This is a genomic window from Brevundimonas sp. PWP3-1b1, assembly GCF_049896065.1.
GTDB classification, from domain to species: Bacteria; Pseudomonadota; Alphaproteobacteria; order Caulobacterales; family Caulobacteraceae; genus Brevundimonas; species Brevundimonas intermedia_B.
Genome location: NZ_JAFCTO010000001.1, coordinates 861587 through 882910 on the forward strand (window position 1 = coordinate 861587; position 21324 = coordinate 882910).

The window sequence follows — 21324 nt, forward strand, 5'->3', positions numbered from 1 at the left end:
GTTCGCATGGCTTGGAGGGGGCTCGACCGTTGACGGATCGTCGCGGTGGGAGGCAAGGACGAGCATGGCCAGAACACCTACCGTCCCCGCCCGCCCGCCTTGCCGGCTGTATCTGATCACGCCGCCCGCGATCTCGGACCTGAGCGCCTTCGCAGAGACGCTGGATCAGGCCTTGGCGGCCGGCGATGTGGCGGCCCTGCAGATTCGGCTGAAGCCTGCGGACGACGCCACGATTCGCGCGGCGGTCGCGGCGCTGGCCCCCGTCGCGCGTCGTCACGACGTGGCCGTGCTGCTGAACGACCGGCCCGACCTGGCGCGCGAAACAGAGTGCGACGGCGTCCATATCGGTCAGGCGGATAGCTCGCTGACCGAGGCCCGCCGCATTCTGGGGCCGGACGCCATGATCGGCGTCACCTGCCACGACGACCGCGACCTGGCCTGGGACGCGGCCGAGGGTGGTGCGGACTATGTCGCCTTCGGCGCCTTCTATCCCACGGACACGAAAGAGACCCTTCATCGTCCGGGGCTGGAAATCCTGACGGTCTGGCAGGAAACGGTCGAGACCCCCTGCGTCGCCATCGGCGGCGTCACCGTCGACAATGCCGCCGATCTTGCCCGTGCGGGTGCGGACTTCGTCGCCGTCAGCAACGGCGTCTGGGGTTACAGTGATGGCGCAGCCGAAGCGGTCAAGCTGTTCAATCAAAGGTTGAAATTCTGACTTCAGGGGATATTAGGAACCCTGTGGTCTCTTTAGCCGGCCTGTAGTTGGTCGGAATATTTCCATGATCCTGAGCCGCGCGCTCAACATCGACGACCACCCCGCCTCGCCTTCGACGAAGGGCATTGAGGCTGGCCATCGTCCTGGCCCCCGTCCTAGCCAGGGCGGCGACGGCATGGAAACCTCGCATCCGCTGACGCCCGTGCTGACCGGCGTCGCGGTCGCGGTTCTGGTTGCAATGGCGATCGCCTACGCACGCTCGTCAGGACTGGTCGCAGGCCTTTGGGGCGCAAGCGGCGTCGCCGTCGCTGTCTGGCTGCGCACCAGTCGAGGCCGCAACAGCGACCTGACATTCGCGGGCGTCATGGCCATCAGCATTCTGATCGGCGAAATCATAGCGGGCAACAAGCCGCCGCTGGCGTTGGCCTTCACCGTCGTCAACATGATCGAGATCGTTGCGGCGGTGCTTCTGGCGCGCCGGTTTTCGCCGACGCTGAACCTGTCCAGCATGAGCGGCGCCGTCAGCTTCCTGTTCTTCGCTGCCGTGCTTGCGCCCATCCCGGCGGCGCTGGCCAGCCTTGTTGTCCTGACGCAGGTGGGACAGACGGACGTCTGGCAGGGGTTTCAGACCTGGTGGTTCGGCCATGCTTTGGGCATCGCCGTCCTCGGCTCCATGGGGCTGTCGCTGACGCGAACCACGCTCGCGAAACTGCTCAAACCCAAAAAAATGGTCGAGGCCGTTATCCTGTTGGGGCTCGTTCCCGTCTTCTACTACGTCGCCTTCGCCGGAAACGTCCCGTTCGGATTTGTTCTGCTGCCCTTGCTGCTGGCCATCGCGGTACGATTGGGTGTGGCGGGCATAGCCTTCACGCTTGTGGTCGTCACCGTCCTGTTGGTGGGCGGCGCGATGATCGGCGAGGGGCCCTACTCGCAGGGATCGCTCGCCGAACAGGTTTTGATGGCCCAGCTGCTGGTGTTGATCGGCTATATGCCGATCCTGCTTGTGGCCTCTCTTCTGGAAGAACGCGATCTGCTGGCCGAACGCGCGCGACTGGGCCGAGAGCGCGCGGAAAAGGCGTCCGAAGCCAAGTCTCGCCTGCTCGCGAATGTCGCACATGAAATCAAGAGCCCCGTCGCCGGCATCATCGGCATCGGCGATCTGTGGCGTCAGGGGCATCTGGGACCGATCACGGCTCAGCAGACCGAAATGTCGGAAATGCTGGTGACCACGGCCCGTCAGGTCGAGACCTTGGCGCATGACCTGCTGGACGTCGCCCGCGCCGAATCCGGGGCGGTCAGGGTCGAGCTGCGCCCGACCGACATTCCTGGCCTGTTGGAGGATGTCCGTCGCATCTGCTTGCTGCGACCGGACGCTGAGACGGTCGCCATCGAGGTCGTGTGTGAAGGCGATGGTTTGATTGCTGTCGCGGATTCCCAGCGCTTTGCGCAGGTGGTGACCAATCTGACGGTCAACGCCCTGAAATACGGCGGCTCTGGCGGTCGGGTCATTCTGCGAGCGCTGCGCGAAGACGACTGCGTGCGTGTCGAGGTCAGCGACTTCGGGCCCGGCCTGTCCATCCAGAAACAGGCGCAGTTGTTCGAGCCGTTCAACCGCCTGGGCCTTGAACGTTCGACGGTCGAGGGCCACGGCGTGGGCCTGGCCCTGGCCAAGCGGCTGGTCGAGTTGCAGGGGGGATCGATCGGCGTGATTTCTGCGCCAGGCGAGGGCGCCACCTTCTGGATCCTGTTGCCCAAGGCATAGGTCACGCTTGCGGTCGGCGCCTCGCCGCGCGATTGTCCGATCATGTCCATGATCGCTCTTGCCGCCGCCCTCGTGATTTCAGGACAGGCGACGACGCCGCCTGCACAACGGCCTGCATCCGATCTGACGCGCGACCTGAACAGCGCTCCGCCGTCGGCTGCTCCCCCTGCATCATCCGCAACCCGTCCGACATCGACGCAGGCCCCGGCTCCCGCGACCACGCAAACCCTGCCGCCGATTGGCCAAAGCCCCGCCGCGACGCCTCGCCCGGCGCCGACGACATCCCCTGTGCAAACGCCAGGCCAGACGCCCAGCAGAGCGACCACGCAAGCTCTGCCTCCCATTGGTCAAAGCCCGGCTGCGACGCCGCGTTCGTCGCCGACGACACCGTCCCAACGACCGGATCAGACCCCCGACCGAGCGACTACGCCTCCCGCTACGGCGCCGCGTCCAGCGCCGACCACCAGTGCGCCTCAGGCCGCGACGCCTGCACCCGCCACGACGACGCCACCGCCCGCAGCGCCTGCGCCGACCGCGCTTAACGCCGCGGCCATCGCGGCCCTGCCTTTCAGGATCGAGCTGCCGACCGGCCTAACGATCGCGCCCGCGCGGGCGGGAGCAGACGCCAACATCTACCGCGTCCAGCGCGGCGATCAGACCTTGCTGATGATCTATGCCGGACCGTCATCGCAGTTTCCGATCTATGACGGCGAGATGGTGCGCGCCGGCGGCCGCGCCTCGGTGGTGGTGACGGAGGGCGGACGACGCCTGGCCATGGAGCATCTGTTCCAGCGACCGACCGCCCCCAAGGAAATCCACGTCTGGATCCCCAGCGTCACCGGCGCCGACCGTGATCTGGCCGAACGGGTCGGCCAGTCCATCGACGCCCGCTAAGCCGTCAGCCCTCGGACCAGACCGCCATTTCGGTCCCGGCGGGATCGGCGAAGTGGAACCGGCGACCGCCGGGGAAGGCGTAGATCGGCTTCAGGATACGACCGCCGGCCGCCTCGACCTTGGCCAGCATGGCTTCCAGGTCATGGGCGTATAGAACGGGCAGGGGCGCCTGGGTCCTTTCTGCCTGATCGGCGTCGAACCCGCCGTCCAGCCCCTGATCGAAGGCCGCATAGGTCGGGCCGTAATCCACGAAGGTCCAGCCGAACGCCTGGCTGTAGAATTCCTTGGTCGCGGGCAGGTCTGCGGCGGGCAGTTCGAGATAGTCCAGCTTTCCGTCTTCACGCACGGTTGATCTCCTCAGTTCGACGCCACCGACCGATCCCTCTTGCACGACGCCCGAACATGCGCAAACCTGCAAACGGTTCGCAGTTGCAGGAGTCGGCGATGATCGTGATGACGACGGGATTGTCGGGCCTCGTCGCCCTGATGCGGCAGGAGGAGCGCGCGGTCGAACCGCCGTCCAGACCGCAAGCCGGTCAACCGCAAAGCCTTCAATCCATCATTTCGGCGCGCAGACCGAGGCGATAGGCCTCAGCCGACCTGGGCGCGGTGCCTCAGGAAGGCGTCGGCCAGGACGCAGGCGGCCATGGCCTCCACCACCGGCACGGCCCGCAGCGCCACGCAGGGGTCATGGCGACCCTTGGTGCGCAGGTCCGTTTCCTCGCCGTCGCGCGTAACGGTCTGGCGCAGGGTCAAAATCGAGGATGTGGGCTTGAACGCCACGCGCGCCGTCACCGGCTGACCCGTCGAAATCCCGCCCAACACGCCGCCCGCCTTGTTCGACAGGAAGACCGGCTGCTTGTTCAGGTCCAGCCGCATCTCGTCGGCGTTCTCCTCGCCCGTCAGCTCGGCGGCCTCGAAGCCGGCGCCGATCTCGACCCCCTTGGCGGCGTTGATCGACATCAGGGCCGCCGCCAGTTCGGAATCCAGCTTGCCATAGATCGGCGCCCCCCAGCCGGCCGGAACGCCCGTGACCTCCAGAGCGACCACGGCGCCGACCGACGACCCGGCCTTGCGAACGCCGTCCAGATAGGCCTCCCACGCAGGCACGACCTCGGCGGAGGCGGCGAACAGCGGATTGCCGGAAACGGCGTCGAAATCGACCTGATCGGGGGCGATCCGGTGGGGCCCGATCTGCACCACGCCTGCACGAATCCTGACGCCATCGCCCAGCACCTTGCGCGCCACGGCGCCGGCCGCGACGCGACTGGCGGTCTCGCGCGCCGAGGACCGGCCGCCGCCCCTGTGGTCGCGTACGCCGTACTTGGCCTGATAGGCGTAGTCGGCGTGGCCCGGCCGATAGGCGCGGGCGATCTCGCCATAGTCCTTGGACCGCTGGTCCTCGTTCTCGATCATGATCGAGATCGGCGTGCCGGTGGTGACCGGGCCCTCGCCGTCGTCGAAGACCCCCGACAGGATGCGCGCTGTGTCGCTTTCCTTGCGTTGGGTCACGAAGCGGCTGCCGCCGGGCTTGCGTTGGTCCAGCCACGGCTGGATGTCCGCCTCGGTCAGCGGGATCATCGGCGGGCATCCGTCCACGACGCAACCGATGGCCGGCCCGTGGCTCTCGCCCCAGGTGGTCACGCGAAACAGATGGCCGAAGGTATTGTGCGACATGCGGTGACTTATGCCGCCAGACGCTCCTGCGTCCAGACCCGCGTGAACCGCAACAGCAGGTCTTCCGCCGCCGACGGCACGTCCGACGACGGCGTCAGCGTCACGAACAGATGCCCGGCCTCGCGCGATCCGCGCGCCGGCAGGCCCAGGCCTTTCAGGCGAACCCGCACCGGCGCGGCCATGTCCGCCGTGATCCAGGCCGAGCGTGTACCCGCATGGGTCTCGATCTCGACCCGCCCGCCGTCGGCCATCAGGCGCTGTTCCGTGGGCCAGGTCATGAAGATGTCGTCGCCGACGACCGACAGCCCGTCCTCGGGTCGGATCAGGACCGACAGATAGAGGTCGCCGCCATCTACCGCGCCGCGCCGCAGCCGCAAATGGTCGCCGCTCCGCAGGCCCTTCGGCGCCGTGACCCGCACTGTCCGCGCGCCCAGCCGCAGTTCGACACGCGCGCCGGCGATGGCCTGCATCGGGCTGAGCACCAGCACGGGCGCAGGCGCGGGACGCTGCTTGGGCGGGGACAGGGCATGGCGTGCGGGCTGATGCGCCTGGATCAGGCGATAGGCGGCGATGACGCGGCGGAACCGCTCGGCGTCGCCTCCGGTCTGGTCGGGACGCGCCGCCTTGACCGCCGCGCGGAAGGCGGTCTTCAGCGCGGCGGCGTCGACATCACCGCTGAGACCCAGCGTCGAAAGGGCCTCACGGACGCCGGAAACATCGGAGGGGTGACGATGCGCGCTCATGCCGTCACCGTTCGCCCATCAGGGTCAATGGGCGGTTAACCGTGCCGAGCAAACTGCCGTTTTGACCTCGATCATTTCCAGAGCGGCTCACAGGGATTAGATCACTGACATGACCGCATCCGTGATCCCCCCCAGCCCGTCGCGTGAGGAATACGCCCGCGACTATGCCGCCGCCCTGGCCGCCAATGGCGACGAGACCGTCTTCGCGCGCGCCGAACCCATCGGGCTGTTCGTCGAGTGGCTGGCCGATGCGCGGGCGCATGAGCCGAACGATCCCAACGCCATGACCCTGTCCACCGTCGATGCGGATGGCCTGCCGGATGCGCGGATCGTGCTGCTGAAAGACGTCGATGCGCGCGGCTTCACCTTCTATTCCAACAGCGAGAGCGCCAAGGGCGTGGAACTGGCGGCCTGCGCCGCCGCCGCCCTGACCTTCCACTGGAAGTCGCTGCGGCGTCAGGTGCGGGTGCGCGGCGCGGTCGAGCCGGTGTCGGCGGCAGAGGCCGACGCCTATTTCGCCAGCCGCGCCCGCGAAAGCCGGATCGGCGCCTGGGCCTCGGACCAGTCTCGGCCCCTTTCGGATCGCACGGTGCTGGAAGAGGCCGTGGGTCGCGAAACCGCGCGGTTCGACGGCCAGGACGTGCCCCGTCCCGCGCATTGGACCGGCTGGCGGGTCGTGCCGCAATCGGTCGAGTTCTGGCGCGATCGGCCGTTCCGCCTGCACGACCGGCTACGGTTCGACCGCGACGGCGAGTCCTGGCGGTCGGGACGTCTTTGGCCCTGATCCGCGATCAGTCGCGGAACAGCAGCGACCCGTCGCCGTAGGAATAGAACCGATAGCCGTCGGCGATGGCGTGGGCGTAGGCCGCCTTCATCGTCGCGCTGCCCGCAAAGGCGCTGACCAGCATGAACAGCGTCGACTTCGGCAGGTGGAAGTTGGTCATCAGCACATCGACCGCCCGGAACCGATAGCCGGGCGTGATGAAGATGGCCGTGTCGCCGTGGAAGGGCTTGATCTCGCCATCCTCGGCCGTGGCGCTTTCCAGCAGACGCAAGCTGGTGGTGCCGACGCAGACGATGCGGCCGCCGTTCACATGGACGGCGTTCAGGGCGGCGGCGGTCTCAGGTGAAACCTCGCCCCATTCGCTGTGCATCTTGTGATCCGCCAGGTCGTCGGCCTTGACTGGCAGGAAGGTGCCGGCGCCGACATGCAGGGTCACGGCGTGGGTCGAGACGCCCTTGGCGCGGATGGCGTCGAGCAGGGCCGGGGTGAAATGCAGGCCGGCGGTGGGGGCCGCGACCGACCCGTCATGCTCGGCGAAGACGGTCTGATAGTCCGAACGGTCGCGGTCGTCCTCGGGCCTTTTGGCGGCGATATAGGGCGGCAGGGGCATGACCCCCACGTCGCGAATGGCGTCATCCAGCGCCGGGCCGGACAGGTCGAACGTCAGGGTGACCAGGCCGTCGTCGCCTTTTGAAACGACAGTCGCCTCCAGCGTCCTTCTCCCCTCGGGGGAGAAGGTGGGCCCGGAGGGCTCGGATAAGGGGGCTGTGTCCGCAATCTCTGCGGTTGAGGTTGAGTCCACGTCGGGCAGAGAGGATGAGAAGGCGATCCGGTCGCCCGGTTTGATGCGCTTGCCCGGCTTCATGAAGGCTGACCAGACGTCCGGGGCGTCGCGGTGGTGCAGCGTCGCTTCGACCTCGACCGTCAGCGTCTCGCCCTCGGCGCCTATGCGCTGGCGCACGCCTGACAGACGGGCGGGGATGACACGTGTGTCGTTGAACACCAGGGCGTCGCCGGGTCGCAGGAAGTCGGGCAGGTCGCGGATGACCCGATCCTCCAGCGCGCCGCCCTTCACGACCAGCAGTCGCGCAGAGTCTCGCGGATCGGCCGGACGCAGCGCAATCCGGTCTTCAGGCAGGTCGAAATCGAAATCGGCGGTCTTCATCGCGCGCTCTATAGGGCTGTCGGGCGACCCACGCCACGCCGGGACGCGCTGCCAGCGCATTTCGGTCGCACGGGTTCTTGATTGCCAAAGGGATTTGTCGCCCGAACGGCTTTTACCCTAACGCGCCCTATCCGCGTGTTAGGATGACTGCCGATCTTTGACAGCGTGAGTTCAGACGATTCAGACACTTTAGACGGTGAATTCTGGCTCGCGTCTCAGGTTGCCGACATCGGGAGTTCAGACGAATTAGACACTCTAGACGGTAAAAATCGCCGGTCAGCGTCTGATGTCAGTTGTAGCCGGGCGCAAACGCCCCCGCCCAGGCGCCGTAGCGGTTCAGGGACAGGTCGCGCGTCTCGATCTCGGGCGACCGGCCGTCGATCATGTCGGCCAGCACGCGGGCCGAGCCGCACGACATGGTCCAGCCCAAGGTGCCGTGGCCGGTGTTCAGATAGAGGCCTGGGATCTTCGTCGCGCCGATGACGGGCGTGCCGTCCGGCGTCATCGGACGCAGGCCCGACCAATAGCTGGCCCCCGCCAGGTCGCCGCCGCCGGGGAACAGGCTGCCGACAGAATGGGCCAGGGTCTCGCGGCGCAGGGCCGGCAGGGTGTTGTTGTAGCCGGACAGTTCCGCCATGCCGCCCACCCGGATGCGGTCGCCCAGGCGAGTGATCGCCACCTTGTAGCTTTCGTCCATGACGGTGGAGACCGGCGCGCGGTCGGCGTCCAGGATTCGGGCCGTGATCGAATAGCCCTTCACCGGATAGACCGGCAAATCCAGGCCCAGGGGCTTGGCCATCATCGGCGAATAGGACCCCAGCGCCAGCACGACCAGATCGGCGGTCATCGCCCCCTTGCTGGTCAGGGCGCCGGTCGCGCGGCCGTCCGTGGTCGTGATAGCGTGGATTTCGGTCTCGTGATGGAAGACCACGCCCCGCTCCGCCGCCAGCTTCGCCAGGGCGTTGGTGAACAGGAAACAGTCGCCGGTCTCGTCATGCGGCAGTCGCAGCCCCCCGACGAAGTCGACATCGGAGGCGGCCAGACCCGGTTCTGCGGCGATGCAGCCGGCGCGGTCCAGAACCTCGCACGGGACGCCGGCTGCCTTCAGCACGTCCACGTCCTTGTGTACGTCGGCCAACTGCTTCTCCGTGCGGAACAGTTGCAGCGTGCCCTGCTGGCGGCCTTCATAGGCGATACCGGTGTCCCGCCGCAGCAGGTCCAGCTGATCGCGGCTGTATTCGGCCAGACGCACCATGCGGCTCTTGTTCAGAGCATAGCGATCGTGGGTGCAGTTGCGCAGCATGGCCAGCGTCCAGCGCACCATGGCCATGTCCAGCCGGGGGCGAACGATCAGCGGGGCGTGGCGCATCAGCAGCCATTTCATCGCCTTGACCGGAATCGATGGCGCGGCCCAGGGCGCGGAATAACCGGGGGAAATCTGGGCTGCGTTGGCGAAGCTGGTTTCCAGCGCCGGACCCGCTTGGCGATCCACCACCGTCACCTCATGCCCCGCCTGGCTGAGATACCAGGCGGTGGTGACGCCGATAACGCCGGAACCCAGAACCAGAACCTGCATGTGACGCTTCCGAACCGTGTTGATTGTCGGCGAAGTTACCCTCGCATCGTTCGATGATCCTGCCTGTTTGCGCAATGATCTGCGGCTGGTAGATATGTGACGCAATAATCTGCGGCTGAACGGCGGAAACTTGTGGCCCTGCTTGATCCCATCGACCAGCGCATTCTTCAGCGGCTTCGCGCTGATGGCCGCGTGAGCAATGCAGACCTGGCCACAGCGGTCGGCCTGTCGCCGTCGGCGTGCCTGCGCCGGGTGCGACGGCTTGAGGAACGCGGCGTGATCCGGGGCTATGCCGCCGTCCTCGCCAATGACGCCGACGACGGGGTGGTCGCCTATGTCGAGATCACGCTGGAGAAACAGACCGACGACCATATGCGCCGGTTCGAAGCGGCGGTGCGCAACCATCCCGAAATCCGCGACTGCTATCTGATGGCGGGCGAGGCGGACTATATCGTGCGGGCCGTAGCGCCCGACATCGCGGCCTATGAGGTGATCCACAAGGACGTGCTGTCGCGCCTGCCGGGGGTGTCGCGCATCCACTCCAGCCTGGCGATCCGCAACGTTCTGGCGGCGCGCGGCTGAACCCTCGCCGTCGTGCGGTGTTCAGACGGCATGAAGATCACCGAACTGATGCCCTCCGCTCTCATCGGCGCCGTCGCCAGCGCCCGATCCATGACCCCGATGGCGGCCATCGCGGCGGCCGAGTTGGCGCACAAGCCGACGCCGGGCCGGGTCTTCCTGTTGAACCAGCCGCTGTTCAAGTTCGGCGCCCTGGCCATGGGCGTCGGCGAGCTGTTGGGCGACAAGATGAAGTCGGCGCCCGACCGCACGGTCTTCCTGGGCCTGCTGGCGCGGGTGATGAGCGCCGGGATCGCGGGATCGGCCCTGGCGCCGCGCGGCAAGGAAAAGCTGGGCGCCGGCGTCGCCATCGCGACCGCCGTGCCGCTGGCCTATCTGACCCTGGCCGGTCGCAAGAAGGCCATGGCTCGCATCGGCCAGACGCGCAGCGGTCTGATCGAGGACGCCATGATCGTCGGGGCCGGCGCTCTGGTCGTCGGTCTGACGGTTGCCCGGTTCAGCCGCCGCTAAGCGCTCGACAGGCGAGGGGCGGGCGGCGATAGATGCGACAGCATCTCCATAGGAACCCGCCATGATCACCCGCATCCAGCCCGGCGCCCGCATGAGCGAGGCCGTCATCCACGGCGACACCATCTATCTGGCCGGCCAGGTCGGAGAGCCCGGCGACGACGTCATCGCACAGACGAAAACGGCGCTGGCCGAGGTTGAGGCCTTGCTGGCCGAGGCCGGCAGCGACAAGTCCAAAATCCTGATGGCCCAAATCTGGCTGGCCGACATCGGCGATTTCGACGCGATGAACAGCGTCTGGGACGCCTGGGTGGACACCGCCAACCCGCCCGCCCGCGCCACGGGCGAAAGCCGGCTGGCGTCGCCGGAGTATCTGGTGGAAGTCATCGTGATCGCCGCCAAGGGTTGAACTTCTAAAACCCGTCACCCTCGGGCTTGTCCCGAGGGCCCACGGCCGACACGGACCCGAACGCGACCGGACCAACGACTTGCCATCCGTCATCGCCCGAAATTCGCGGACCAGTGGGCCCTCGGGACAAGCCCAAGGGTGACGGAGCGCGGGAAGGATAAGGCGTTGACCCCGCGAGTTGCAGACTGCAAACCGCCGCCATGTTGCAGAACCTCGAAACCCTCGCCCGCGAGGCCAAGTCCTGGCCGTTCGAACAAGCCCGCAATCTGCTGGCCCATGTGCTTAAGAAGCGCCTGACCGACGCCGAGCGGGACGCGGCCAAAATGTTGATCGACGCGGGCAAGGCGGACGAGGCGCTGGCGACCTTCCCGGCGCTGCAACGGCCGGTGATCCTTGAGACCGGTTATGGCCCGTCGGGCCTGCCGCACATGGGCACCTTCGGCGAGGTGGCGCGCACGACCATGGTGCGCAACGCCTTCCGCGCCCTGACCGGCGATCATTGGCCGACGCGCCTGATCGCCTTCAGCGACGACATGGACGGCCTGCGCAAGGTGCCGGAAGGCATCCCAAACCCGGAAATGCTGCGCGAAGACCTGCACCTGTCGCTGACGCGTGTGCGTGACCCGTTTGGCACGCACGACAGTTTCGGGGCGCACAACAATGCGCGGCTGCAGGCCTTCCTGGATTCGTTCGGCTTCGACTACGAGTTCATGAGCTCGACCGAGACCTACAAGTCCGGCCGGTTCGACGCGACGCTGCTGACGCTGCTGGAGCGGTTCGACGCCGTTATGGCCATCATGCTGCCGACCCTGGGCGAGGAACGGCGCGCGACCTATTCCCCCTTCCTGCCGGTCAGCCCGATCACCGGCCATGTGCTGCAGGTCCCGACCCTGGCTCGTGATGTCGAGAAGGGAACCATCACCTTCGAGGATCCGGCCGGCGAACCAGGCAATCGCACCGAGGTTCCGGTCACCGGCGGCCATGTGAAGCTGCAGTGGAAGCCCGACTGGGCCATGCGCTGGGTCGCGCTGGACGTCGATTACGAGATGTCGGGCAAGGACCTGATCGAGAGCGTGCGCGAAAGCTCCAAGCTGTGCCGCGCCTTGGGCGGCACGCCGCCGGAAGGCTTCAACTACGAGCTCTTCCTCGACATCGAGGGCAAGAAGATCTCCAAGTCCAAGGGCAATGGCCTGACGATGGACGAGTGGCTGCGCTATGGCACGCCGGAGAGCCTGAGCTGGTACATGTTCCAGTCGCCGAAGTCGGCCAAGAGCCTGCACTTCAACGTCATTCCGCGCGCCATCGACGACTATCTGGCCTTCATCGAGAGCTACAAGACCCAGGAGCCGGCCAAGCGAATCGACAACGCCGTCTGGTCGATCCATGCGGGCGATCCGCCGACCCACACCTCGCCGGTGTCGTTCGCCCTGTTGCTGAACCTGGTGGGGGTGGCGAACGCCTCGACCAAGGACCAGCTGTGGGCCTATTTCGCCAAATACCTGCCCGAGGCGACGCCTGAGAATGAGCCGCTGCTCGACCGGCTGATGGGGTCGGCGCTGAACTATTACGAGGACTTCGTGAAGCCCTCGAAGTCGTATCGCCAGCCCGACGACAAGGAGAAGGCGGCGCTGCTGGACCTGGCGGAACGGCTGAAGGCCCTGCCGGCGGACACGACTGACGGCGAGCAGATCCAGAGCGAGGTATATGCCGTGGGCAAGGCGCATGCGTTCGAGCCGCTGCGAGCTTGGTTCGGGGCGCTGTACGAGGTGCTGCTGGGCGCCAGTCAGGGGCCCCGCTTCGGTTCGTTCGCGGCCATCTACGGGCTGCCGCAGACCATCGCGCTGATCGAGGCGGGGGCGAACGGGAGGCTGGCGCAACCTTGATCCCTGGTCAGGGTTGTTAACCGGTACGCTTTTGATGGGCGCGTAGCCGGGGAGGCGACGTTGCGTTACGAAATCGACGAGGCTGCGCGGATACTTTGGCTGGACCTGGTCTCTGCCGGGTCGGCCGACAAGGTGCTGACGGCGACGGTGAAACTGATCACCGGGCGGCCGGAGCTTTGTAGTTGGGACTGGATCGTCGAATGCGAGCCGATGCCAGATGACGCGACGATCCAGCATCTGGGCAAGCTCGCAGAGGCGTGGGGGCCGCCGCCAAGCGACGAGGCTGTGACGGTCTTCGTGACCCACGATCGTCTGCTTTATTTGTGGGCGCGGGTGCTGGATTTTCAGTTCGTGCGTCGCAAGCATCTGATCGAGCAGGACGCCGAGGCGGCGCGACGACTGGTCGAGCGTCGGCGAACGGCGCGGGCAACCAAGATGAACGGAAAATAACGGCGAAGCTCCGGGAGCCTTCAGGTTCGTCGATGCATTCTCCCGTCATCGGCAAACGCGCTGACAGGAGAAGAGTTATGTCGAACAAGATTTTCAAGACCGGTCTGGCCACGGCTGCCGCTCTCGCCGCCATGGTGACGGCCGCCCCGATGGCCGCCCAGGCTCAAGCCAATGGCGTGACCAACTGCGACGCCCCCGGTGGTCGCCAGCGTGCAGGCGCCCTGATCGGCGCCGTCGTCGGCGGCGTGGTGGGCTCCAACCTGGCGCGTAATGAGCGCACGGCCGGCACCATCGTCGGCGCCGGCGCCGGTGCGGCGGCGGGCTCGTACATCGGCTGCAACCAGCAGCGCGCGCGTGCGGCGTCGGTGTCCAACGGCTCGCAATATCGCGCCTCGTCCAACCTGCGTATCCGCAGCGGTCCGGGCACCAACTATCGCCAGGCCGGCACCCTGTCGGCGGGTCAGCCTTTCACCGCTGTCGGTTCGCAGGGTGAGTGGGTCCAGATCGCAGGCGGCGGCTGGGTGAACGCCCACTACGTCACGGCCAACTAGGTCTGGACTGATCACCATCGAAAGCCCCGTCCGGTTCGCCGGGCGGGGTTTTTCGCTGGCGCCTTACTGGCTCACCCACAGGATGCGCGCCATCCAATCGATCTCGCGGCGCGAAACGACACGGGGCGGATATTCTGGATTGATGGAGGAGAGGGTGACCGTACGGCTGGTCAGGCTGGTCACCTCCTTGGCCACGGTCTCGCCGGTCGTCAGGCGGGCCACGACCCGGTCGCCCCGCCGCACGCGCGTCGCCTCCTGATCGACGATGACCCGGTCGCCCTCGCGATAGAGGGGCGACATGGAATCGCCCGTGATCTTCAGGCTGAACAAGGTGTCCTTGGCGCGCGGCAGGTCGGTCTGGTCCCAGCCCTCTCCGGTCGGCAGGCCCGCATCGTCGAAGAAGCCGTCCTGTCCCGCCTTGGCCAATCCGAGAAGCGGCACGGTCGTCGGTCTATCCGGGGCATCGTCGGCCAGAACCGCGAAGTCGGAAAGCGACACGCCGGTCGCATGCAGCATCAAGGTCATGCTCTCGGTCGACGGCCAGCGCGGACGCGGCGGATCGCCGGGACCAAAGCGTTTGGACGGATTGAAGCTGGTGGCGTCCAGACCGGCGCGGCGGGCTAGACCAGACGGCGTCAGCCCCTCACGCCGCGCCAAGGTATCGACGGCCTTCCACAGTTTGGCGTGCGATAGCGGCATGGCGTCCCGAAAACCGATTCGGCAGCAGGATACGATGCAGAGCTAGGAATTTCTACCTAGATGAGCTGTGGCGGCTCGTCGCTCTTGCCAAGCATAGAATGTGCCGACGATGATGCAGGCGATAATCAAATAACCGATTAGATTCACGACTGTATAGAGTGAGCCCACCATGATCGGCTGTCCGGTAAGGATCATTATGTGCGACATGACAGCAATCAGTTGTAGGCCGCTGGCCCACACTGGCCATGATTGGCGATACCGCCAGCTTATGCCAATAAATACGACCAACAGCGCCAGGTCGATGAGGAACATTCCTTCGGGAACGCCGCGAAAGCCGCTATTTTCCTGCATCACAATGGTCGCAAACCAGGCGAAAAGGTAAGCTCCTGCCCCTAGGCGTTCAGACTTTCCGCCTTTCAAAAAGGCAAAAAGGGCCATGGCAACCATGAAGACCGCGCCAACGGCGGCGTAGATCATGTTCACCATGTGAAATCGCCCCCGCGCAGAAATGCGCAGGGGCGATAATGACTGAAGTCAGATCAAACTGAAATCTCGGTAAGCCAAGCTTACCAAGAATTCACGCGACGCGGTGCAGATGCGTCGGCGTGAGGGCGGACTTGGGGTCCAGCCAGTCGTCCGGCTTGCCCACAGGACCGGCGGCGTAGGTGCCGTAACCGAGGCGGCGGTGGTCTTTTTGCAACTCGGCGTGGCAGGCGACGATGGACTCGCGCGCGGCCGACAGGGCGGCGATCGTTTCCATGGCCTTGGCCTGGGCGACCGTGCCGCTGACCGGCGACAGCGACAGGGCGGCGCGGGCGCCGATGAAGGATTGAACCAGCGTCGTCGCCTGGGTGATCGCGGCGTCAATCGCGAGCTCGGTAGCATGCAGATCGCCAGCAACGCTGGTGACGACTTCAGTGCGGTCCATGAAAGCCCCTCAGATAAGGTTACAAGAGACTTATGGTTATCACGTCTTAACCATGCTTGGTAGGGGTATCTTCATAAGTGCAGCAATCGCGCGTTGAAGCGCCGCCATACGCATGGCGCTGAAGTGCAGCACTGGTAGGGATCTCGGCCGAATCGGCCTCAGGATCGGCGGTAACTAGCCCTGGTTGTCCAGCAGAAAGTGAGCGGTCAATGACGCGATTGGCTGTGCGCGTTCTTCCTGCCAGGCCTCGGCCTGAACATGGGCGACGCGGCGGCCGGCGCGGCTGATGCGGGCGCGGGCGAAGACGTCGATGGGCCGCCCGGTCCGCAGATAGGCGACCGTCACATTGATGGGGCGGGGCAGGCGAGAACTGGGGAAGGTGATCGCCACCTGGGCCATGGCGGTCATTTCCAGCAGGGCGGCCGTCGATCCACCGTGCAGGGCGGGCAGCATGGGATTGCCGATCAGTTTGTCGGCGAACGGCATGATCACAGTGATCTCGTCGCCGCTGACCAGGGTCTGAAGGCCCAGGAAACGGGCATAGGGCATCCGGTCCAGAATGTCGGTCATGCGCCGGCTCCGGTCGAACGCTCGGGGGTCTGGTTGAGGATATAGGCGGACTGCGCCGCCGCTACGGGATCGGAAGGATCGTCCTCGAACGCCCAGGCGCGCACGAAGGCGATGGTGGGGCTCAAGCGATAGCAAAGCCCCTGGGCCAGCAGATCCTGACGGGGCCGCGCCGCGCGCATATAATCGACCCGCAAGTCCAGGGTAGCGATGGGCTGGAACGTCTCCAGCGCGGTCCAGACCGCCAGGCCGCCGATGTGATCGAGCAAGGTGGTGACCAGGCCGCCGGCGAAGACGCCGCTGTCGGGATCGCCCACCAGGTCTTCACGCCATGGCACGCGAATGCGCGGCTCGCCGTCGTGCAGTCCATCGAAGGCGAAACCCAGCGCGCCGGTGTGAGCGGCGCCGGCCGCCAGTTGCGGCAGGATGGTGGTCAGGAAGCTCTCTTGCATCGTGCGGGCTGAACCTTTTGAGCCGATTTTCCGATCATCTTGTATGAGGCGGCGACCTGACGGCGTCGAGAGCGTTACCGCAACATGATCCGCCCCGAAGACCTGCTGCATCCGACGCCTGCCGGCCTCTATTGTCCGCCAGGAGACTTCTACGTGGATCCGGTGCGGCCGGTAGATCGGGCCGTCATCACGCATGGCCATGCAGACCATGCGCGCGCCGGACACGGTGCGGTACTCGCCACTCGCCAGACCCTGGCGATCATGGCCGAGCGTTATGGCGCCGATTTCACAGGTCAGCCCCAGTCGGTGGAGTATGGCGAGCCGACCGCGATCAACGGCGTGGACTTGCGGCTGGTCCCGGCCGGCCACGTCCTGGGGTCTGCCCAGGTCGAGGTGCGGTGGAAGGGGCTGACCATGGTGGTCTCGGGCGACTACAAGCGCCGCCGCGATCCGACCTGTGCGCCGTTCGAGCCCGTGCCGTGTCACGTCTTCATCTCCGAGGCGACGTTCGGCCTACCCGTCTTCAGTCATCCCCCGGCCGAGGAGGAGGTCGGGCGGTTGGTGCGGTCTCTGGGTCAGTTTCCCGAGCGGGCGCATCTGGTCGGGGCCTATGCGCTGGGCAAGGCGCAACGGATCATCCGGCTGCTGCGAGAGGCAGGCTGGGATCGCACCATCTATGTTCACGGCGCGATGGAACGGCTGAACGCCTTGTATCAGCGCGAAGGCGTCGATCTGGGGCCGCTCGCGCCGACGCGTGACCTGCCCAAGAATGCGCTGGGCGGTGAGGTCGCCATCGCCCCGCCGTCCGCCATCCAGGATCGCTGGGCGCGGCGGTTCGCCGATCCGGTGACGGCCTTCGCCTCGGGCTGGATGGGGGTGAAGGCGCGCGCGAGACAAAGGGGCGTGGAGTTGCCGCTGGTCGTGTCGGACCATGCCGACTGGAACGAGCTGACGGCGACCTTCACCGAACTGAAGCCCGAGGAAATCTGGATCACCCACGGCCGGGAAGAGGGCCTGCTTCGATGGGCGGAGATCAACGGCCAGAAGGCGAGGGCGCTGCGTCTGGTCGGTTACGACGAAGAGGACGAGGAGGCGCTGGACGTCCGGCCGGACTGAGGATCAGGCGGCTGACCGATCGCCTTCGTCTTCAGAGAGCCGGTCGGCGTGGCCGGCCTCGTCCTGGGCCGCTGACAGGGCGGCGTTCATCGCCATTCGAAGACGCTCGGGCTTGATCGGCTTCTCCACTACGGCCGCCATGCCGATGGAGAGATAGTGTTTGGCGTCTTCGGGATCGGCGTTCGCGGTCAGGGCCACGATTGGCACGCGGCCGACGGCGCCGGGCAGGGCGCGGATGGCCTGGGTTGCCTGAACGCCGTCCATGCGCGGCATCTTAATGTCCATCAGCACGAGGTCGTAGCGGCTTTCCTGAACGGCCTGAAGCGCCTCCAGGCCGTCCTCGGCCAGCTCGGAGCTGCATCCGAACATCTCGCACAGGGCCTGGGCCACGACGCGGTTGGTGGCGTTGTCATCGACGATCAGGATGTGGGGCGCCGACGTGAGGTCGAATCCCGACAGATCGGACACGTTGGATTGCGTTTCAGCCTCGACCACAGCGCGCGGGGCGGTCAGGTCGAAGGCGAAGGTGGCGCCGCGACCCTTGTTGTTTTCGGCCCAAATCCGGCCGCCCATGCGGTCGATGACTTGGCGGCAGATCGACAGGCCCAGGCCCGCGCCATCGGGGCCGGAGCCGTGAACGAAGGGTTCGAAGATCGAGTCGACGCGGTCGGCCTCGACACCCGGCCCGTCGTCGCGGATGCGGGCCTCCATATGAATCTGGTCGCCCGCGACCCAGGCTTTCAGCCCCGCCTCGACCACGCCGTTGCGGGCGAACTTCAGCGCGTTGCCGATCAGGTTGTTGAACACCTGTTTCAGGCGCGTGCTGTCGATGACGGCGGCCAGCTCGGTGTCGCCTTCGTAGCCGACCAGCAGGGTGACGCCGTCTTGAGACGCGCGCGGCTCCCACATCGACTGGATGTCGTCCATCACGGCGCGCAGGGCGGTGGGGGTGTTGTTCAGCTCCAGCTCGCCCGCCTCTGCCTTCGACAGGTCGACCGCGTCCTGGAGAATGCGCAGCAGGGTTTCGGACGAGTCCATGATCGTCTGGACATGCGCCTGGGCCGCTGCGTTCAGCGGCTGACGACGCAGCAGTTCGGCGACGGCCAGCACCCCGTTCATCGGCGTGCGCAGCTCGTGGCTCATGATCGCCAGGAACTGGCTCTTGGCGCGAGCGGCGGCGATGGCCTGGGCGCGGGTGTCGCTGAGGATCGCGGCCTGTTCGGCCAGCTCTTCGTTCTGTCGGCGTTGACGCGTGTTTACAGCCTGCAACAGGGTCGCGGCGGTGCCGACGCCCAGATAGGCGCCATTATGGGTGACGATGAAGCCGCGCAGCAGGGCGGCCGGGCCGCCCTTCAGCATGATGTCGCAGAAGGCGTCGATGCGGACACCGGCCTCGACCACGGCCGGCTCGGGGTCCATGGCGAAGGTGATAGGGCGCAGGTCGTAGAGGGCGTGGCCGAAACGGGCGGCGATTTTTTGCAGGAAGGCGGTGCGTTCGACCAATCCGATGGGGCGATTTCCGTCGACCACGGGGATGACGAGCGTGTCCGGCTCGCTTTCGAAACGCGCCAGCACCTCGCACCCAAGCGTCGTCGGAGCCACCGGCTTGGGACGCTCGGAAAGGGTTTCGATGGTCGGCATACTGCCTGGAACTCCTACTCGTTGGGACTAAAGCCCAAAATCGCTTGCGGATTGGTTAAGCTGGCTAAGCTTGATGCAAATCGATGCAAACGGTGATTTTGCACCGCATCCGGGTCTGGTGTATGAGGCCCGCCTGACCCATCTGGGTCTCCATCTCTTTGTGCATGCGCGCGGCCGACCGGCCGACCGCAGATTCGTCATGAGCGTCATCCTGGAAAAGACCCCCACATCGGCTCTGGTTCTGTTCTCCGGCGGGCAGGACAGCGCGACCTGCCTGGCCTGGGCGCTGGAGCGGTTCGACCGGGTCGAGACGGTCGGCTTCGACTATGGCCAGCGTCATCTGGTCGAGATGGAGGCGCGCCAGGCCGTGCGCGCAGGGATGAAGACGGCCCTGCCGCAATGGGCCGAACGGCTGGGTGACGACCATGTGGTGGACCTGACCGGATACGGCCGGATCGCCGAGAGCGCCCTGACCGCCGACCGCAAGATCGAGATGGATGCGCGCGGCCTGCCGACCACCTTCGTGCCGGGGCGCAATCTGATCTTCCTGGTGGCGGCGGCGGCCCTGGCGGATCGGCGCGGGCTGGAGGTGCTGGTCGGCGGCATGTGCGAGACGGATTTCTCGGGCTACCCGGATTGCCGCCACGAGACCATTGAGGCCGTGGCGCGGGCCCTGTCGCTGGGGCTGGACAAGCCGGTGGTGATCGACACCCCGCTGATGTGGCTGACCAAGGGGCAGACCTGGGAACTGGCCGATACGCTGGGCGGGGCCAAACTGGTCGAACTGATCATCGAGCAAAGCCACACCTGTTATCTGGGCGACCGGACGTACCGTCACGCCTGGGGCTATGGCTGCGGCGAATGCCCGGCCTGCGAGCTGCGCGCGGCGGGCTATGAAGACTGGGTCGCATCCCAGGGCGCCAAGACGTGACCTATTCGGCCAAGGAAGTCTTTCTGACGGTGCAGGGCGAGGGCGGACAGGCGGGCCGGCCGGCGGTCTTCCTACGCTTCGCCGGCTGTAATCTGTGGAGCGGGCGCGAGCAGGATCGGGCCGGCGCCGTCTGCAGCTTCTGCGACACGGACTTCGTCGGCGTGGACGGGGACGGCGGGGGCAAGTTCGCCACGGCGGACCTGTTGGCCGATCATGTTGCGGCGATGTGGCGAGGACGCGAGGGTGACCCGAAACTGGTGGTCTGCACCGGCGGCGAACCCTTGCTGCAGCTGGATCCGCCGTTGATCCAGGCCCTGCACACGCGCGGTTTCGAGATCGCCATCGAATCCAACGGCACCCTGGCCGCGCCCGATGGCATCGACTGGATATGCATCAGTCCCAAGGCCGATGCGGCAGTGGTTCAGACGCACGGGGCGGAGCTGAAGCTGGTCTATCCGCAAGCCAAGGCCCTGCCGGACCGGTTCGAACACCTTGATTTCGAACGGTTCTGGCTCCAGCCGATGGACGGCCCCGACCAGGCGGCGAACACCGCCGCCGCCATCGAATACTGCCTGACCCACCCCCAGTGGCGCCTAAGCGTCCAGACACACAAGTATATCGGCGTCCGCTAATGCCCGTCTTCGAGATCACCAAACAGGCGACCTTCGACGCCGCCCACCACTTTCCCAACGAACCCGAGGGCAGCATCTATCGCCGCGTCCACGGCCATTCCTTCACGGTCGAGGCGACGGTGCGGTCCGAGGTGCTGGACGCCGAGCACGGCTGGGTCGCCGATCTGGGCGCGCTGGATCGGGCGCTGAAGGCGGCGGCGGAGACGCTGGATCACGGCATGCTGAACGAACACGAAGGGCTGGAACTGCCCAGCCTGGAGAACCTGTGTCTGTGGTTCGTCAAGACGTTGCAGCCCGACTGGCCCGGCCTGTGTCGGGTTCAGGTGGCGCGGCCGACGATCAACGAGCGGTGCGTGCTGAGCCTTTAATCAGCAGCGCTTGCCCTGGCGTTGCCGCTCTTCGCAGCGGCGTTGCTCGCGTTCGTAGTCGCGCTGTTCGCGCTCGCGGCGCAGCTTGGTCTCCTCGTCCGAGGTGGTGACCGCGTCAAAGCCGGCGCCGACCACCGCGCCGGTTGCCTTGGCCGTCCCGCCGACGACTGCCGCAGTGCCTCCGACGACAGCGCCGACCAGGCAGCCCTGGAGCATCAGACACCCCCCCAGGACGACGACGACTTGAGAGACGGAAACGAGGCGATTTCGACGACGCATGAGGGACGACTCC

26 protein-coding genes are annotated in these 21324 nt (G+C 66.4%); 14 read left to right on the forward strand and 12 right to left on the reverse strand.

Annotated features, from left to right (window positions below; translation table 11 throughout):
* The first annotated feature begins 64 nt into the window (after positions 1-64).
* From thiE to ACP69V_RS04210, 3 genes are all read left to right on the forward strand, one after another.
* Entirely contained in the window at positions 65-718 is a 654-nt protein-coding gene (gene thiE / locus ACP69V_RS04200) for a thiamine phosphate synthase (protein WP_426022774.1), read from the forward strand.
* Between the two features lie 64 nt (positions 719-782).
* Complete coding sequence (locus ACP69V_RS04205; protein ID WP_426022775.1) at positions 783-2480, forward strand: ATP-binding protein; 1698 nt, start codon at positions 783-785, stop codon at positions 2478-2480.
* A gap of 660 nt (positions 2481-3140) precedes the next feature.
* A complete protein-coding gene (locus ACP69V_RS04210; RefSeq protein ID WP_426022776.1) occupies positions 3141-3374 on the forward strand; it encodes a hypothetical protein in 234 nt (77 codons plus the stop codon).
* A gap of 4 nt (positions 3375-3378) precedes the next feature.
* Here the strand turns inward: ACP69V_RS04210 and ACP69V_RS04215 are convergent, their stop codons facing one another.
* The 3 genes from ACP69V_RS04215 to ACP69V_RS04225 form a co-directional block, all read right to left on the reverse strand.
* Positions 3379-3720, reverse strand: a complete 342-nt coding sequence (locus tag ACP69V_RS04215) for a VOC family protein (protein WP_426022777.1) — start codon at positions 3718-3720, stop codon at positions 3379-3381.
* Positions 3721-3965: 245 nt separating this feature from the next.
* Positions 3966-5051, reverse strand: coding sequence for a chorismate synthase (gene aroC / locus ACP69V_RS04220; RefSeq protein ID WP_426022778.1), 1086 nt, complete (start codon positions 5049-5051; stop codon positions 3966-3968).
* Between the two features lie 8 nt (positions 5052-5059).
* Entirely contained in the window at positions 5060-5794 is a 735-nt protein-coding gene (locus ACP69V_RS04225; RefSeq protein ID WP_426022779.1) for a DnaJ C-terminal domain-containing protein, read from the reverse strand.
* A 109-nt stretch (positions 5795-5903) separates the two neighbouring features.
* On the opposite strand from ACP69V_RS04225, the gene pdxH reads away from it, so the two are divergent.
* Complete coding sequence (pdxH, locus tag ACP69V_RS04230; protein WP_426022780.1) at positions 5904-6578, forward strand: pyridoxamine 5'-phosphate oxidase; 675 nt, start codon at positions 5904-5906, stop codon at positions 6576-6578.
* A 7-nt stretch (positions 6579-6585) separates the two neighbouring features.
* Here pdxH and queA read toward each other — a convergent pair whose 3' ends face one another.
* Positions 6586-7743 carry a tRNA preQ1(34) S-adenosylmethionine ribosyltransferase-isomerase QueA gene (queA, locus tag ACP69V_RS04235; RefSeq protein ID WP_426022781.1) on the reverse strand — a complete coding sequence of 386 codons (1158 nt, stop codon included), beginning with the start codon at positions 7741-7743 and terminating at the stop codon, positions 6586-6588.
* A 289-nt stretch (positions 7744-8032) separates the two neighbouring features.
* On the reverse strand, positions 8033-9319 hold the full coding sequence (locus tag ACP69V_RS04240; protein ID WP_426022782.1) for a D-amino acid dehydrogenase: 1287 nt from the start codon (positions 9317-9319) through the stop codon (positions 8033-8035).
* A 132-nt stretch (positions 9320-9451) separates the two neighbouring features.
* Here ACP69V_RS04240 and ACP69V_RS04245 point away from each other — a divergent pair, with 132 nt between their 5' ends.
* From ACP69V_RS04245 to ACP69V_RS04270, 6 genes are all read left to right on the forward strand, one after another.
* Positions 9452-9901, forward strand: coding sequence for an Lrp/AsnC family transcriptional regulator (locus tag ACP69V_RS04245; RefSeq protein WP_426022783.1), 450 nt, complete (start codon positions 9452-9454; stop codon positions 9899-9901).
* 30 nt (positions 9902-9931) lie between these two features.
* Positions 9932-10408, forward strand: coding sequence for a hypothetical protein (locus tag ACP69V_RS04250; protein WP_426022784.1), 477 nt, complete (start codon positions 9932-9934; stop codon positions 10406-10408).
* Between the two features lie 61 nt (positions 10409-10469).
* Positions 10470-10814, forward strand: a complete 345-nt coding sequence (locus ACP69V_RS04255; protein WP_426016173.1) for a RidA family protein — start codon at positions 10470-10472, stop codon at positions 10812-10814.
* Between the two features lie 200 nt (positions 10815-11014).
* Positions 11015-12697, forward strand: a complete 1683-nt coding sequence (locus ACP69V_RS04260; protein ID WP_426022785.1) for a lysine--tRNA ligase — start codon at positions 11015-11017, stop codon at positions 12695-12697.
* A 60-nt stretch (positions 12698-12757) separates the two neighbouring features.
* Positions 12758-13147 (forward strand): hypothetical protein, encoded by a 390-nt coding sequence (locus ACP69V_RS04265; protein WP_426022786.1) that lies wholly within the window; start codon positions 12758-12760, stop codon positions 13145-13147.
* Between the two features lie 77 nt (positions 13148-13224).
* Positions 13225-13698: an SH3 domain-containing protein gene (locus tag ACP69V_RS04270; protein WP_346496507.1), complete on the forward strand. Its 474-nt coding sequence runs from the start codon at positions 13225-13227 to the stop codon at positions 13696-13698.
* Positions 13699-13761: 63 nt separating this feature from the next.
* Here ACP69V_RS04270 and ACP69V_RS04275 read toward each other — a convergent pair whose 3' ends face one another.
* From ACP69V_RS04275 to ACP69V_RS04295, 5 genes are all read right to left on the reverse strand, one after another.
* Positions 13762-14397: a S24 family peptidase gene (locus tag ACP69V_RS04275; RefSeq protein ID WP_426022787.1), complete on the reverse strand. Its 636-nt coding sequence runs from the start codon at positions 14395-14397 to the stop codon at positions 13762-13764.
* Positions 14398-14439: 42 nt separating this feature from the next.
* Positions 14440-14874: a hypothetical protein gene (locus tag ACP69V_RS04280; RefSeq protein WP_426022788.1), complete on the reverse strand. Its 435-nt coding sequence runs from the start codon at positions 14872-14874 to the stop codon at positions 14440-14442.
* 100 nt (positions 14875-14974) lie between these two features.
* Positions 14975-15325, reverse strand: a complete 351-nt coding sequence (locus tag ACP69V_RS04285) for a hypothetical protein (RefSeq protein ID WP_426022789.1) — start codon at positions 15323-15325, stop codon at positions 14975-14977.
* Positions 15326-15499: 174 nt separating this feature from the next.
* A complete protein-coding gene (locus ACP69V_RS04290; RefSeq protein ID WP_425984578.1) occupies positions 15500-15895 on the reverse strand; it encodes a PaaI family thioesterase in 396 nt (131 codons plus the stop codon).
* A complete protein-coding gene (locus ACP69V_RS04295; RefSeq protein WP_426022790.1) occupies positions 15892-16344 on the reverse strand; it encodes a PaaI family thioesterase in 453 nt (150 codons plus the stop codon). The genes ACP69V_RS04290 and ACP69V_RS04295 overlap by 4 nt, the downstream gene beginning before the upstream one ends.
* An 84-nt stretch (positions 16345-16428) precedes the next feature.
* Here ACP69V_RS04295 and ACP69V_RS04300 point away from each other — a divergent pair, with 84 nt between their 5' ends.
* A complete protein-coding gene (locus ACP69V_RS04300; protein WP_426022791.1) occupies positions 16429-17460 on the forward strand; it encodes a ligase-associated DNA damage response exonuclease in 1032 nt (343 codons plus the stop codon).
* A 3-nt stretch (positions 17461-17463) separates the two neighbouring features.
* Here the strand turns inward: ACP69V_RS04300 and ACP69V_RS04305 are convergent, their stop codons facing one another.
* Entirely contained in the window at positions 17464-19101 is a 1638-nt protein-coding gene (locus tag ACP69V_RS04305) for a response regulator (protein ID WP_426022792.1), read from the reverse strand.
* 199 nt (positions 19102-19300) lie between these two features.
* Between ACP69V_RS04305 and queC the strand changes: the two genes are divergently transcribed.
* Genes queC through ACP69V_RS04320 form a run of 3 tightly spaced genes read left to right on the forward strand, consistent with a single transcriptional unit; the run spans position 19301 to position 21032 of the window.
* A complete protein-coding gene (gene queC / locus ACP69V_RS04310) occupies positions 19301-20032 on the forward strand; it encodes a 7-cyano-7-deazaguanine synthase QueC (protein WP_426024030.1) in 732 nt (243 codons plus the stop codon).
* Complete coding sequence (queE, locus tag ACP69V_RS04315) at positions 20029-20664, forward strand: 7-carboxy-7-deazaguanine synthase (RefSeq protein ID WP_426022793.1); 636 nt, start codon at positions 20029-20031, stop codon at positions 20662-20664. Before queC ends, queE begins: the two co-directional genes overlap by 4 nt.
* A complete protein-coding gene (locus ACP69V_RS04320; RefSeq protein WP_426022794.1) occupies positions 20664-21032 on the forward strand; it encodes a 6-pyruvoyl trahydropterin synthase family protein in 369 nt (122 codons plus the stop codon). The genes queE and ACP69V_RS04320 overlap by 1 nt, the downstream gene beginning before the upstream one ends.
* Here ACP69V_RS04320 and ACP69V_RS04325 read toward each other — a convergent pair whose 3' ends face one another.
* Positions 21033-21311, reverse strand: coding sequence for a hypothetical protein (locus ACP69V_RS04325; protein WP_135195210.1), 279 nt, complete (start codon positions 21309-21311; stop codon positions 21033-21035). It abuts the gene before it with no gap.
* Positions 21312-21324: the final 13 nt, after the last annotated feature.